Raw genomic sequence first — 13,790 nt, 5'->3', positions numbered from 1 at the left:
GCGGGCGGTCGGAGGGGACATGATGAGCGTCGTCACAGGTCGACTCTAACCAGGCGACGGGCGTCTCGGCCAACGGTTATCGCCCGGCGGGAGGTCGATCGTCGTGGCGTCGCGCCCGGAGAGGGCGTGTGGAGGGTCCGCACCGATGATCCGGTCCGTCCGGAACCCGACTCCGTCGATAAACCTGACGTCACCTGACAGGTATGGACGGAAGGGTGAGATTCATGACCACGACCGCGAAGTTTCTCGCCATCACCATCGACTGCGCCGAGCCGAAGAAGCTCGCGGAGTTCTACGCCGCCGTCTTCGGTTACGAGGTCCAGTACGCCGAGGACACCTACGCCGGCATCGGCGACGGCACTATGAGCATCTACTTCCAGCAGAACCTCGACCGCAAGCCGGCCGCCTGGCCGGGTGCCGACAAGCAGTTCCACCTGGATGTCCGCGTCCCCGACGTGGACGTTGCGGTCCAGGACTACCTGGAGCTCGGAGCCACCAAGCCCGGCTTCCAGCCCGGCGAGGGAGGCTGGGTCGTGCTCGCCGACCCCGAGGGGCACCTGTTCTGCGTCTGCCCGACCCGGGACTAGACACCGCATCCGCTGCCCCTCACCGCGGTGCGGGATCGCCCTTCACCCCGGCCGGCCATAGGGCGGCCCGGGGGAGGGGTTCCGTTCCCGGGGCCGCCAGGTCCGACATGGGCAGCCCGTTACCCACTCACCGGGCACTCTAAGCTTGCGTGATGACCCAACTGTCGTTTCTTTACCCTTGCCTGCATGCCCCCGGTGGGTGGCGATGACGTGGGTTGGGATGTCCATCGCCCTGGTCGGTGCGCTGGGCTACGCGCTGGGAGCCGCGCTCCAGCAGTTCGAGGCGGTCTCCGAAGGGGCCTCGCTCCGGTTGATGAAGCGGCCCCGCTGGTGGCTGGGCGGCGTGATCGGGTTCGCCGGAGCGTCCATGCACGCCGTGGCGTTGAGCTTCGCGCCGCTGGTGGTGGTGCAGCCCATCAGCGTGGCGACACTGGTGTTCGCCGTGCCGCTCGCCGCGATGCTGCACGGCAGGCGCCCGCACCGGGCTGAGATAACGGGATCGATCGCGGTGGCCGTCGGCCTGCTCGGTCTGATGCTGCTCGTTCCCGCGCACAGCGTGACACCGCACATGACCAATCAGGAGGCGTTCGGCTTCCTCGGCTGCGTCGGGCTGGTCGTCCTGGCCGCCCACCTGGCCGCGCGCAAGGCGAAAGGCTCGGCCAAGGCGTTGCTGCTGTCGGTCGGCGCGGGCGCGGTGACGGCCAGCGTCTCCACCTTCGTCCGCGTGGTGGGCGGCGGCCTCGGAGGTGACCTGAGCAGGCTGCTGAGCTGGTTCACGCTGGCCATCCCGGTGCTGCTGGTCTGCGCGGTGGTGCTGCTGCAGAAAACCTACGAGGTGGGCTATTTCGGCATCGCCTACGCGGCGGTCCAGGTGGTGGACCCGATCACCTCGATCCTCGCCGGGGCGCTGCTGCTCGACGAGGCGATGCCGAGTGGCCTGGGGAACGTGATCCCGGCGCTCTTCGCCGCCGCGCTGCTGATCTGGGGGACCGTCACGCTGGGCCGGCTCTCCCCGGACCACGGCGCCGGCCGCACCCCCGTCCCGGAGACCACCCCGGTCACGTCGAAGGCGTCGTAGGAGTCCCGGGCGGGGTCCAGCCGAGCACCTCGTCCATCGGGCCGGTCGCGGCGCCCGCCGCCTCCCCGTCTCCCACGATGTGGGCCGGCACCACCGCGTCCTCGATCGCCTGGCAGGCACCCTGCCCCAGGTTGGGTGTCATGGCGTGGGCCGCGTCTCCCAGCAGCGCGACCCTGCCCCTGTGCATGGCGGGCGGCGGGGTCGCGAGGTAGTGGACGTCGTTCCTGAGCACGCTCTCCGGCGCGGCCTCGGCGAGCAGCGCCGGGATCGGGTCGTGCCACTTTCCGAACAGGCGGAGCAGCTCGGCCCGCTGGTCCCCGCCACCCCCGCCCGCCGGGGCCGGAACGGAGCCGACCCCGGACGACCTGAGACTCGGGGTCGAGGAACTGCTGAGGGGCATGCTGGGCACGCCCTGAGCCTCCACCGCCGGGAGTCCCTCCCGGCGGTGGAGGCCGGAACCGTCTGTGACGCACGTCACCCCGGTGCGGAAAACCGCCCGGCCGGCGAGCGGCGTCTGTGGGATGTGAGACGAAGACAGGGAACGCCGGCCGAGATGGACGAGGAACATCTCGTCCGGCTCGTCGCCAAGGGCGACCGCATCGCGTTCGAGGAGCTCTACCGGCGCACGTCGCCGTGGCTGGCGGTGCGGCTGCGCCGCCGCTGCGCCGACGAGCAGATCGTCGCCGAAGTCATGCAGGAGACCTACCTGGCGGTGTGGCGGGCGGCGGGCGCGTTCGCGGGCGCGTCGGCTGACGGGACAGCCGTCGGCTGGCTGTGGACGATCGCGGCCCGTCGGCTCGTCGACGCCTTCCGCCGGCGAGCGCACCAGACCCGGCTGCCCGACGCGATGACCGTCGAGGCCGTCGCGCCGGCCGCCGAGGACGAGGCGCTGGCCGAGACGGTCGGCGGCGACATCGGAGACGCCCTGCGCCGGCTCGCGCCGGAGCTGCGGCATGTACTGCAGTCCATGGTGCTCGACGGGCTGTCCGTCCGTGAGACCGCGGTTCTGCTCGGGCTGCCGGAAGGCACCGTCAAGACCCGCGCCCGGCGGGCACGGATCGCGATGCGGGAGATGCTGGCATGAACGTGGAACACGCGTCCGAGGGGCTCATCGGCCGCTACGCACGCGGCGAGACGGGGATCGCGGCTGACGAGCTGTGGGCGCTCGAAGCCCACCTGGAGGCGTGCGCGACGTGCCGCGGGCGGCTCTCCGCGGCCGTCGGCAGACAGGCGCCGGCGGTGGCGTCGCTGGTCGAGGACGTCTGGGCGGAGCTCGGACCGCGGCTGGCCGGGGTCGCCCCGGCACCGCCCCGCCGGCGATGGGGCCGGATGCCCGTGACCTGGATGACACCGGTGATGGCGCCGTGGCTGGGCATGAGCGTGTCCGTCACGCTCCTCGCCCTGGTGCTCGACAGGATGAAGACCGAGCCATTCGGCGACGACTTCTCGCTGGTGCTGCTGATGGCGCCGGTGCTGCCCGTGCTGGGCGTCGCCGTTTCGTGGGCACGCGGGCTCGATCCGGCGTACGAGCTGACCACCTCGACTCCGAGAGCCGGTCTCAACCTGGTGCTCCGGCAGACGACCTCCGTGCTGGTCGTGGTGATCCCCACACTGCTGGTGGCCGGGTGGGCGACGGGCGTCATGGTCGCGCAGTGGCTGCTGCCCTGTCTGGCCTTCACCACCGGAACCCTCGCGCTCGGCGGGCTGGTCGGGATGACGCGTGCGGCGGTCGTGCTGGTGGCGGCCTGGGCGGCCGTGATCGTGGCGCCGGCCGTGGCGCTGGGCCACACCTCCTTCGCCCTGCGCCCGGACGGCCTGCCCGTATGGGGGGCGATCTTCGCGCTCGGGGTCGCCGTCGTGGTGGCCCGCAAGGAGACCTACACGCGCTTCGGCGCCGACATCTGACGACTGGAAGGGATCTGACATGACACGCGCGATAGGCGCGGCCGAAGTCGCACCGACGGCCTACGCCTGGGAGATCCGGGCTGAGGGGCTGAAGGTGCGGGCGGGCCGCAAGCTGGCCGTCGACGGGCTGGACCTGGCGCTCGGCGCCGGGGTGCACGGCCTGCTCGGGCCCAACGGTGCCGGGAAGACGACCCTCATCCGTGCCCTGGCCACGGTTCTCCGGCCGGCGGGGGGGACCCTCGAACTGCTCGGCACGCCCGCCGGAGACGGTGCCGACCGGCGGGAACTGCGTCGCCGGATCGGCTACCTGCCGCAGGAGTTCGGCTACTACAGACGCTTCACGGTCCGCGAGTTCGTCGAGTACACGGCGTGGCTCAGGGAGGTGCCCGGAAAGGACATCCCGGCGGCGGCGCAGCACGCCGTCGAGCGGGTGGGCCTGGCGGACCGTGCCGACCATCGGATGAAGACGCTGTCCGGCGGCATGGTACGGCGTGCGGGGGTCGCGCAGGCGATCGTCAACGATCCCCGGATCCTCCTGCTCGACGAGCCGACGGTCGGGCTCGACCCGGCGCAGCGGCTGCGCTTCCGCGAGCTGCTCCAGCAGCTCGGCGCCGACAGCTGCGTCGTCGTGTCGACACACCTCGTCGAGGACGTCGCGGCCGCCTGCACGGATGTCGTGCTCGTCGCGGACGGCGGGCTGGTGTTCCAGGGCACGCCGGACCAGTTGGTCAGAGCGGGCGGACCGGAGCACGCGGGGGACAGTCCGATCGAGCGCGGCTACTCGGCACTGCTCGCGCGCCACCAGCCGGAGAGGGGCGCGTGGTGAACGGGCGGACCCTGCGGATCGAACTCCGGCGGTCGATCGCGCCCTGGGCGGGCGGACTCTTCCTGGTGGCCGCGCTGGCCTTCCTGTATCTGCTCGGCGGGCCGTGGTGGAACGGCACCAAGCTGTGGACGGCGCAGTGGACGTCCGCAGCTCAGTGGGAGCGCTACCTGCTGACATTCCTGTGGCCCCTGGTGGTGGGGGCCGGAGCGCTGCAGGGGCTGCGCGACCGTCGTTCGGGGGTGTCGGAGCTGTTCGCGACCACGCCCCGCCCCGCCTGGCACCGCGCGGCGAGGACCGCCGGCGCTCTGGCGCTCCTGCTGGCCGCCGCCTACCTGCTGCTGTTCCTCGTCGGTGGCGTCCAGGTGGTCGCCGCCGGCGGATACTTCCACCTCTCCTGGCTGCCGATCCCGGTGGTCGGGGTGCTGGCGCTCGTCGCCGGCGCCTGGCTGGGCATGGGGGTCGGCAGGGCACTCCCGTCCGTGCTCACCCCGCCGGCGCTCGCCGCGGCGGCGCTCATGGCCCTGGTGTTCCTGGACGGAGAGGCGGCCATGGACGGTGGGACGCCGGACCGGATCACGCTGCTCTCGCCGGCGTTGACCGGCGTGCGCGACGTTTCCCTCGTCATCGCGGGCCGGGTCAACCTCGGGCAGGGTGTCTGGCTGGCCGGCCTCGCCGCCACGGGGTTCCTGCTGCTGGTGGCCGCGGGAGCGCGTGCGCGGCTGCTCGCGCTGCTGCCGGCGGTGCTGGGGGTGGCTGTGGCGCTGCCGCTCCTGCCGCCGGATCGGGAGCAAACCTATGTCGTGAACGAGGCGGCGGCGGTACCGGTGTGCGCCGGTCAGGTCTGCGTCATGCAAATACACGAGCCGCGGCTCGCCGTACTCGCCGGTCCGGCCCGCGAAGCGTTGCGGCTGCTGGGAAAGCTGCCGGATCCGCCGGCCTCGGTCCGCGAGACCACCCGCATGTGGCAGCCGGACGAGACGAGTCCGCAGCGCGCCGGTGTCGTGTTCGTCGACTTCGACGATCCGGCCATCAGCGGCGCGACGGGGGAGGAGCTCACCCGCAGCCTGGTCGCCGGTGCCGGGACACCGCTGTGTTTCTCTGGGGACAGAGAAGCCGTTGACGGGTTCGCCCGTCTGCAGGCCGCGCGGACCGTGGCCGCGGCCTGGCTCATCGGGGATCTCAAGCCCCTGCGTGACACCTACTCGCCGGACGGTGAGGTCGAGGCGATGGCCGGCTCGGCCTGGCGCGCGCTGCGCGCGGCGCCGGCGGGCGAGCAGCGCGCGCGGGTCGCGGCGATGCGGAAGGCCGCGCTGTCCTGCGACGGTGACCTGCTGGACGTGCTGACCGGCGGCGGGTCCCGATGAGGTGGCCGGCGCCGTACGCGCGCTCGTGAGGGGTGCCCGCCCGTGGGGCCTCCGCTCGGATCGGCGCGTCGATGTCGAACACGCGTCAGTCGGCTCCACGAGGTCACCGGTGCCGCACCCCGGCGGACCGGGGGCCGCCGCGCGGTCCGTGCCGGGGGTCGGTAGTTTGGCGAGCACTCGACCTTCCAGGAGAGACATGCCGACCGCCCAGCCCCGACTCCTGTACGTCAGCGACCTGGCCTACCAAGCCCGAGGGCGCCGGTACTGCGACGAGGACATCTTCCTGACCTCGCGGCTGCGCGAGGAGTTCGACGTCGCCCTGTGTCATCCGCTGGACGCGGTCGCGCTGATGGGCGCCTTCGACGCGGTCGTGGTCCGCAACAGCGGGCCCGTGCTGAACTACCAGGCGACGTACGACGACTTCCGCGACCGGGCGCTCAGCGGCGGCGTGCGCGTCTACAGCCAGCTGACGGGCAAGGCCGACATGGTCGGCAAGCAGTACCTCCTGGACCTGAGCGCCGCGGGGTATCCGGTCATCCCGACCATCGACCGTCCCCGGGACGTCGGCCGCCTGCCCGAGTCGGACGAGTACGTGGTCAAGCCCAAGCTCGGCGCGGACTCCATCGGCCTGGAATTCGTCCCCCGGGACCGGCTGGGGGACCTGACCTACGACGACGTCCTCGTCCAGCCGCGCGTCCGCTTCCGGTACGAGGTCTCGTTCTACTTCATCGACCGCGTCTTCCAGTACGCCCTGCACGCACCCCGGCCCGACCGGCGATGGGACCTGGAACCGTACGAGGCCACCGCGCCGGACCTGGTCTTCGCGCAGCGTTTCGTCGACTGGAACGACATCGAACACGGTATCCAGCGCGTGGACGCCTGCCGCACCCCGGACGGCGAACTCCTCCTGGTCGAGTTGGAGGACCTCAACCCGTATCTGTCCCTGGACCTCGTCGCCCCCGAGACCCGTGACGCCTTCGTCGCGAACATGAAGACGTCCCTGTACGGCCTGCTCGGTGCGGCGCCCGCCTCCTGACTCTCGCGGACGTCCTCCGGGGTCGCGGAGGACACGGGTGTCACGACGTCAGGTTCAGGGGACGTGTCGACACTCATACCGTCCGGTCGGTACGCTCCTGGGAGACCGTGAGGAGAACCCATGGATTTCGCGTTCGACGCCACGACCGAGAAGCTGCGCGGGCAACTGCTCGACTTCATGGACGAGTGCGTCTACCCGGCGGAGGAGGCCTTCGAGGCCCAGGCGGCCGAGAGCGGGTGGGCCAGCCCCCCGCTGATGGAGGATCTCAAGCAGGAGGCGCGCAAGCGGGGGCTGTGGAACCTGTTCCTGCCCGGCGGGCACGGCGCGGGGCTGACCAACCTGCAGTACGCCCCACTCGCCGAGATCATGGGCCGTTCCCCGAGGATCGCCCCCACCGCGACCAACTGCGCCGCCCCGGACACCGGCAACATGGAAGTGCTGTCCATGTTCGGCAACGAGTGGCAGCGCGAGGAGTGGCTGGAGCCGCTGCTGCGCGGGGAGATCCGGTCGGCGTTCGCGATGACCGAGCCGGACTCCGCCTCGTCGGACGCCACGAACATCGCGCTGTCGATCGTCCGGGACGGCTCCGAATACGTGATCAACGGCCGCAAGTGGTTCGCCTCCGGGGCGATGAACCCCAACTGCCGGATCCTCATCGTGATGGGCAAGACCGACCCGGAGGCGTCCTCGCACCGGCAGCAGTCCATGGTCCTGGTGCCGCGCGACACGCCCGGCCTGGACGTCCGGCGCGGCATGCACGTGTTCGGCTACTCCGACGCCGACCACGGCGGCCATGCCGAGATCGCGTTCGACGACGTCAGGGTCCCGGTGGACAACCTGATCGGCGAGGAGGGCGGCGGCTTCGCGATCGCCCAGGCGCGCCTCGGCCCCGGCCGCATCCACCACTGCATGCGGCTGATCGGCATGGCCGAACGGGCCGTCGAGCTGATGTGCGCGCGCACCCTGTCGCGGACCGCGTTCGGCAGGCCGATCGCCCAGCAGGGGGTCGTCCAGGACTGGATCGCCGAGTCGCGGGTGAAGATCGAGCAGCTCCGCCTGCTGGTGCTGAAGACCGCCTGGCTGATGGACACCGTCGGCAACCGCGGCGCCCACACCGAGATCCAGGCCATCAAGATCGCCACTCCGCGCGACGTGGAGTGGATCCTGGACAAGGCCATCCAGGCCCACGGCGCCGGAGGCGTCAGCCAGGACTTCCCGCTGGCCGGCCTCTGGGCGGGCGCGCGGTCCCTGCGGCTCGCCGACGGACCCGACGAGGTGCACAAGCGCTCGCTGGCCTACCGCGAGCTCAAGAAGCACTTGACATCTCCCCCGGACTGAGCCGGGGGATTCCAGCCTTCACAAGCTGGAATTCCTGTTTCACGGCCGATCGCAGACACCCGGAACGAGTGCCGTGTCTTACATCAGCTCCGCAGGCGTTTCACCTCTCCGCCAGCCCGGCGGCGAGAACCTTACGACCGTGCAAGGCCCGCTTGGTTATCGCAAGCCCGTGCACGACCATAACCGAACGCAGGTAGGCATGTCCTGCCTATGGCTGAAGCCGCGGGTCTCTGCCCCGGGATCCCTATAAAGGAGTGTTCGTGGCGTTGGACGAAGAGACGATCAGGGAGTGCGCCGCCGCGCTCCTGGCCGGGTACGACCCGGCCGACCGGCTGGAGTTCCTGCGGGCCCGGTTCGACGTGGGCCTGGCCTGGGTGCACTTCCCCGAGGGGCTCGGCGGGCTCGGCGCCCCCCGGGAGCTGCAGAACGTGGTGGAGCGGGAGCTCGCCGGGACCCCGCAGCCCGACACCGGGGTGCAGGCGATCGGGCTGGGCATGGCCGCGCCGACGATCCTGACATTCGGCACCGAGGAGCAGAAGAAACGGTTCCTGCGCCCGCTGTGGACGGGGGAGGAGATCTGGTGCCAGCTCTTCAGCGAGCCCGGCGCCGGATCGGACCTGGCGACCCTCGGCACCCGGGCGGTCCGGGACGGTGACGAGTGGGTCGTCGACGGGCAGAAGGTGTGGACCTCCGGCGCCCACCACGCCCGCTGGGCGATCCTCGTCGCCCGGACCGACGTGGACGTGCCCAAGCACCGGGGGCTCACCTACTTCGTGTGCGACATGCACGCCCCCGGCGTCGATGTCAGACCGCTGCGGCAGATCACCGGCGAGGCCGAGTTCAACGAGGTCTTCCTCACCGGAGTACGGCTCGGCGACGACCTGCGGCTCGGCGAGGTGGGCGACGGGTGGCGGGTCGCGCAGACCACGCTCATGAACGAGCGGGTGGCGATCGGCGGCGCACCGGTACGGCGGGGCGGCGGCATGATCGGCCTGGTCGCCGACACCTGGCGGTCCCGCCCCGAGCTGCGCACCCACGACCTGCACCAGCGGCTGCTCCGGCTCTGGGTGGAGGCCGAGGTGACGCGGCTGGCCGGCTCCCGGCTGCGCGAGCAGCTCTCGGCCGGCCAGCCGGGACCGGAGGGCTCGGGCATGAAGCTCTCCTTCGCCTCGCTCAACCAGGCGCTGTCCGGGCTGGACGTGGAGCTGCGCGGCGAGGAGGGACTCGGCTACGACGACTGGACCTTCCGCCGCTCCGACAGCGTCGACTTCTTCGGCCGTGGTCCCGGATACCGCTACCTGCGGGCCAAGGGGAACTCGATCGAGGGCGGCACCTCGGAGATCCTGCGCAACATCGTCGCCGAGCGCGTCCTCGGTCTGCCATCCGAACCCCGCGTCGACAAGGACGTGCCCTGGAAGGACCTGCCCCGATGACGCTCCTGTATACCGAGGTCGAGGAGGAGCTCCGGGCCTCCGTGCGGGACCTGCTCGCCGACCGTTGCGGGCCCGACGCCGTGCTGAAGCGGATCGAGTCCGCCTCGCCGTACGACATGGACCTGTGGAGGACGCTGTCGCGGGAGATCGGGGTGGCGGGCCTGCTCGTGCCCGAGGAGTATGGCGGGGCGGGGGCGTCGGCGCGCGAGGTCGCGGTGGTGCTGGAGGAGCTCGGCCGGGCGGTGGCGCCGGTGCCGTTCCTCACCAGCTCGGTCCTCGCGACACGGGCTCTGCTCCAGGCCGGCGAGAAGGATCTCCTCCGGGAGCTCGCCTCCGGTGAGACCACGGCGGCGCTGGCCGTCTCGCTGGCGGCCTCGCCGTACCGGCCGCTGCCGGAGACCGTCACGGTCACGGACCGGGGGACGCTGAGCGGTGAGGTCAGGGCGGTGGCGGGCGCGGACGTGGCCGACGTGCTGCTCGTCCCCGTCGGGACGGAGCTCTACCGGGTGGCGGCGGAGAACGTCCGGATCGAGGTCGTGCCGTCGCTGGACCTGACCCGGCCGGTCGCCACCGTCACGTTCTCCGACACCCCCGGAGAGGTGATCGGCAGCCTCGACGTGCGGAAGGTGCTGTCCTTCGGCGCGGGGCTGCTCGCCTCCGAGCAGCTCGGGGTCGCCGAGTGGTGCCTGGACACGACGCTCGCCTACATCAAGGGGCGCCACCAGTTCGCCCGGCCGGTCGGCTCCTTCCAGGCGATCAAACACCGGATGGCCGACCTCTGGCTGGACGTGGTGCGCGCCCGCGCGGCGGCCAGGAACGCCGCCGACCTGCTGGCGGCCGGTCCGGCTCCGGACGCGGAGACCGCGCTGGAGATCGAGGCGGCGTCGGCGGTGGCGGAGTCCTGGTGTTCGGAGGTGGCGCTGCACGTCGCCGAGGAGGCTGTGCAGCTCCACGGCGGGACCGGGATGACCTGGGAGCACCCGCTTCACCTGTATCTCAAGCGCGCGAAGTCCACCGAGATCGCACTCGGCACCCCCGGCGCCCACCGGGACGCCCTGGCCGTCCTCGCGGACCTGCCCGCCCCCGCCTGACCCGGATGCACGCGGAACCCCTATCGGCACCCTGGGAGGTGGCCCGGGGTTAAGACCTGGTGGCGTCGTCCCAGTCGATGTGATGGTCGTAGACCTGCCGCGCCTGCTTGCTGTCGGCGACCATCTTGAGGATGAGAGGGAGCATCGCGTCCCTGAACAACCGGCCGACGGGTCCGGCGACTTTGCCGCTGTTGATCCTGGCGGCCTGTTTGACGATGCGTTCGGCTCTGGGCCGGCGAAGTGCCTCGAAGCGCGCGAGCGCCTGCGGGCCGGGTAGGTCGCGCAGGCACTTGGCGACCACGACGGCGTCTTCGATCGACAGGGAGGCGCCCTGCCCCGAAGTGGGGGTCGGGGCGTGCGCGGCGTCTCCGATGACGACGATGCGGTCGGTGTGCCAGGTCGGCAGGTGCGGAACGGAGTGGACCGCGGTGGCTTTCATGATGTCCTGGTGGGCGCTGGCCTGGATGAGCCGGACCGCGGGGCCGGCGTCCTCGGTGAACAGCTCGACCAGCCGGCGCTGCCACTCCTGGCCGCTGATCGCCTCGACCTCACCACGGGCGGGTTCCCGGGAGCGGGGCACGTTGGCGAACCACCACACCTCGCCGCCGGGCGCGATGGCGAACCCGAAGAACGCGCGCTTGCCGAAGATCATGGTGTAGCTGCCCGGGGCGTCGTCCACCGCGGCGTCTCCGGTGTAGCCGCCGAGGCTGATCAGGCCGGAGTAGACGGGTGCGGGTGCTGCCGGATCGATGAGCGTGCGGACCGTGGAGTGGACCCCGTCCGCACCGATCAGCACCTCACCGATCGCCTCGGTGCCGTCGGAGAACATCGCCCGCACGCCGTCGCCGGTCTCCTCGACGGCGACCAGACGTTTTCCGTGCTCCATCCGGATGCCGCGCGAGGCGGTCTCCTCGTGGAGTGCCCGGTAAAGGTCGGCGCGCTTGACGGTGCGGCTGGTCGTGCCGTCCGGCGGGGTCAGGCCGGTGCGGGTCTCACCCAGGCTCTTGCCGGTCGTGCTACGCAGTGCGATGACGGGGGTGGGGAATCCCGCGGCCAGAGCCGTCCGGTCCGCACCGATCGTCTGCAACGCGTCCACTCCGTTGGACGCCAGGGTCAGGAACACCCCGGCGCCGTCGGCGCTCTGCGGATGCGCCTCGTACAGCACCGGCTCGATCCCGGCCTTCTGCAGCGCCATCGCGGCCGCCGGCCCGGCGATGCCACCCCCGATGACCAACGCCTTCCTGACACGTGTCATATCTGCCTCCCGAAGAACTCCTGCCATGCCCGGACGTAGTCCGGCTGCTGGATCGATGCGATGAGTCCCGTGACGAAGCGGTGTTCCGTGTCCAGCGTCGCGATCCGATACTCGTCGTCGACCAGGAACACCCACAGGACACCGGCTTCGGCGGCGGCCTGGACCGCGGCACGGAGTCGGTCGCGCTCGTCGGTCAACGCCACCAGCCGGCGGTTGAGCAGTCCCGCCGACTCCTCCGGTGGGAGCACGGCCAGTAACGACAGGGCGACTCCGAAGTGCGGGTATTCGTGCCGGGGGTCGGCGACGAGATCGCGCATCCAGTCGTACAGCTCGTCCCTGCCCTCGTCGGTGAGCCGGTAGAGGGTCCGCTCCGGTCGCTGGGTGTCGCGGATCGTATCGTGCTCGGTTACGAAGCCGGCCTTCTCCAACTGCTCCACCACCATGTAGAGCGAACCCCGGGTGTACTTGATGTTGCGATCCCTGCCGTGCTCCTTGAGCCGCCGTCCCATCTCATAGGGGTGCAACGGCTCCATCAGCAGCTCGGCCAGCACCGCCAGCGCCAACGGGTTGGCCACCTTGCGTCGCTTCTCCACAACCCCTCAATCCCTAGACAGGTTCTACTATCCGAGACTGATTAGTCAGTGTCAACTATTTGCATGGACTGTCTCGCTGCCCGGCTCTGGCCTGGAGACCACGGCCGACGCGGGAGTTGGAGATCTACTCCGGCCATCCGATAGAACAAATCAAGATTGAGTTGCATCATTTACCGGACACACCCGACAGAGGGAGCACCATGTTCGAGCACACCAGGGCGTTCAGTGGATTCTCGGTGGACGACATCCCGGCGGCCAGGCGGTTCTACGGCGACACGCTCGGCCTGCGGGTGTCCGAGAAGAACGGGATGCTCACGCTGCACATCGCCGGTGACCGGGACACGCTGGTCTATCCCAAGCGGGACCACGCACCGGCGACCTTCACGATCCTCAACTTCCCGGTCGCCGACATCGACTCCGCGGTGGACGAGCTCGCGGCACGCGGAGTCCGCTTCGAGAGGTACGCCGGCATGGAGATGGACGAGAAGGGCGTCTGGCGGGGCGGCGGGCCGTACATCGCATGGTTCAAGGACCCCGCCGGCAACGTCCTGTCCGTACTCCAACAGGACTGAGCCACTCGCAACGGCACCGTGACGGTCAGCAGGTCGTCGGGCTCATGGGCGCGGACGGAGTGCACGGTGATTCCGGGGCCCGGATTCCCCCAGGGGAGGGCGTCGGCCTGCACGGCGGGGTAGCGCCCGGCCAGTACGTCGATGCCCGCGGTGAGGACCTCGCCGGCTTTCCGGGGCTCCTCGCCGAGGACGAGGTGGACGTCTATTCCACCCGTGCCCATGACGCGGAGCACAGTCAGCGGGCCGGTCGGGGTTTCGGCGAGCCGGGCTCGGCCGAGCACCCGGGTGCTGCGGTGCAGCACGGCGATCTCGCGTCCAGCCCACGGTCCGATTTCGACCAGGTCGACGCCGTCGGTGAACGGGCGAAGCCAGGTGGTGCGGACGGTGAGCGCGCCGGCCAGGACCAGGAGCGTCTCGTCGGTCACGGAGACGGGCAGGGCGGGGATGAGCCCGCCGGTCTGTCCGGCTGCCCAGGCGTCGAGCCGGAGTTGATCGGCGGCCGGGTCCGCGGGCAGATCGCCGTCCACCGGGCGGTCAGCGCGTTCGCCGCGCTCACCGGATCCTGCCGTGATCCACTGAGACGTTGTCAGCAACGGTCGATGACCGTGTGTAGCCGATCACGGCGGGCGTGGGAGTGATCAAGTAGAGAAAAGCGTGAAGCCCCTGGTAGGGGTGGGTCTTGTCGAAGGATCCACCGCACCGCACACAAGGG

General features: G+C 70.9%; 15 protein-coding genes. 12 read left to right on the top strand and 3 right to left on the bottom strand.

The window, feature by feature from the left end; translation table 11 throughout:
* The first annotated feature begins 224 nt into the window (after nt 1-224).
* Nucleotides 225-587: a VOC family protein gene (locus tag FHR32_RS05400; RefSeq protein ID WP_184753279.1), complete on the top strand. Its 363-nt coding sequence runs from the start codon at nt 225-227 to the stop codon at nt 585-587.
* Nucleotides 588-792: 205 nt separating this feature from the next.
* On the top strand, nt 793-1,665 hold the full coding sequence (locus FHR32_RS05395; protein WP_184753278.1) for a DMT family transporter: 873 nt from the start codon (nt 793-795) through the stop codon (nt 1,663-1,665).
* Here the strand turns inward: FHR32_RS05395 and FHR32_RS45760 are convergent.
* Nucleotides 1,646-2,065: an FAD-dependent monooxygenase gene (locus FHR32_RS45760; protein ID WP_376773361.1), complete on the bottom strand. Its 420-nt coding sequence runs from the start codon at nt 2,063-2,065 to the stop codon at nt 1,646-1,648. The two genes, FHR32_RS05395 and FHR32_RS45760, sit on opposite strands and share 20 nt — an antisense overlap.
* 153 nt (nt 2,066-2,218) lie before the next feature.
* On the opposite strand from FHR32_RS45760, the gene FHR32_RS05385 reads away from it, so the two are divergent.
* The 8 genes from FHR32_RS05385 (at nt 2,219) to FHR32_RS05350 (ending at nt 10,658) form a co-directional block, all read left to right on the top strand.
* The gene (locus FHR32_RS05385; RefSeq protein WP_184753277.1) at nt 2,219-2,749 is read left to right on the top strand and encodes an RNA polymerase sigma factor; all 531 of its coding nucleotides are present in this window, start codon (nt 2,219-2,221) and stop codon (nt 2,747-2,749) included.
* Complete coding sequence (locus FHR32_RS45755; protein WP_184753276.1) at nt 2,746-3,570, top strand: zf-HC2 domain-containing protein; 825 nt, start codon at nt 2,746-2,748, stop codon at nt 3,568-3,570. Before FHR32_RS05385 ends, FHR32_RS45755 begins: the two co-directional genes overlap by 4 nt.
* A 19-nt stretch (nt 3,571-3,589) precedes the next feature.
* Nucleotides 3,590-4,396 carry an ABC transporter ATP-binding protein gene (locus tag FHR32_RS05375; protein WP_184753275.1) on the top strand — a complete coding sequence of 269 codons (807 nt, stop codon included), beginning with the start codon at nt 3,590-3,592 and terminating at the stop codon, nt 4,394-4,396.
* Nucleotides 4,393-5,760 carry a hypothetical protein gene (locus FHR32_RS05370; protein ID WP_184753274.1) on the top strand — a complete coding sequence of 456 codons (1,368 nt, stop codon included), beginning with the start codon at nt 4,393-4,395 and terminating at the stop codon, nt 5,758-5,760. The genes FHR32_RS05375 and FHR32_RS05370 overlap by 4 nt, the downstream gene beginning before the upstream one ends.
* 196 nt (nt 5,761-5,956) lie before the next feature.
* The gene (locus FHR32_RS05365) at nt 5,957-6,796 is read left to right on the top strand and encodes an ATP-grasp domain-containing protein (RefSeq protein WP_184753273.1); all 840 of its coding nucleotides are present in this window, start codon (nt 5,957-5,959) and stop codon (nt 6,794-6,796) included.
* A gap of 120 nt (nt 6,797-6,916) precedes the next feature.
* A complete protein-coding gene (locus tag FHR32_RS05360; RefSeq protein WP_184753272.1) occupies nt 6,917-8,134 on the top strand; it encodes an acyl-CoA dehydrogenase family protein in 1,218 nt (405 codons plus the stop codon).
* A gap of 260 nt (nt 8,135-8,394) precedes the next feature.
* A complete protein-coding gene (locus FHR32_RS05355) occupies nt 8,395-9,567 on the top strand; it encodes an acyl-CoA dehydrogenase family protein (RefSeq protein ID WP_312882030.1) in 1,173 nt (390 codons plus the stop codon).
* Nucleotides 9,564-10,658: an acyl-CoA dehydrogenase family protein gene (locus FHR32_RS05350; protein WP_184753271.1), complete on the top strand. Its 1,095-nt coding sequence runs from the start codon at nt 9,564-9,566 to the stop codon at nt 10,656-10,658. The genes FHR32_RS05355 and FHR32_RS05350 overlap by 4 nt, the downstream gene beginning before the upstream one ends.
* Before the next feature lie 49 nt (nt 10,659-10,707).
* Here FHR32_RS05350 and FHR32_RS05345 read toward each other — a convergent pair whose 3' ends face one another.
* Nucleotides 10,708-11,913, bottom strand: coding sequence for an FAD-dependent oxidoreductase (locus FHR32_RS05345; RefSeq protein WP_184753270.1), 1,206 nt, complete (start codon nt 11,911-11,913; stop codon nt 10,708-10,710).
* Complete coding sequence (locus tag FHR32_RS05340) at nt 11,910-12,506, bottom strand: PadR family transcriptional regulator (RefSeq protein WP_184753269.1); 597 nt, start codon at nt 12,504-12,506, stop codon at nt 11,910-11,912. Before FHR32_RS05340 ends, FHR32_RS05345 begins: the two co-directional genes overlap by 4 nt.
* A 200-nt stretch (nt 12,507-12,706) precedes the next feature.
* Here FHR32_RS05340 and FHR32_RS05335 point away from each other — a divergent pair, with 200 nt between their 5' ends.
* Nucleotides 12,707-13,078: a VOC family protein gene (locus FHR32_RS05335; protein ID WP_184753268.1), complete on the top strand. Its 372-nt coding sequence runs from the start codon at nt 12,707-12,709 to the stop codon at nt 13,076-13,078.
* 44 nt (nt 13,079-13,122) lie between these two features.
* Entirely contained in the window at nt 13,123-13,716 is a 594-nt protein-coding gene (locus FHR32_RS05330) for a hypothetical protein (RefSeq protein ID WP_184753267.1), read from the top strand.
* Nucleotides 13,717-13,790: the final 74 nt, after the last annotated feature.

Origin of the sequence: Streptosporangium album (assembly GCF_014203795.1) — a bacterium.
In the GTDB taxonomy this organism is placed as follows: Bacteria; Actinomycetota; Actinomycetes; order Streptosporangiales; family Streptosporangiaceae; genus Streptosporangium; species Streptosporangium album.
The sequence above is the reverse complement of the archived record's forward strand: the minus strand, read 5'-3'. Positions and strand labels throughout refer to the sequence as shown.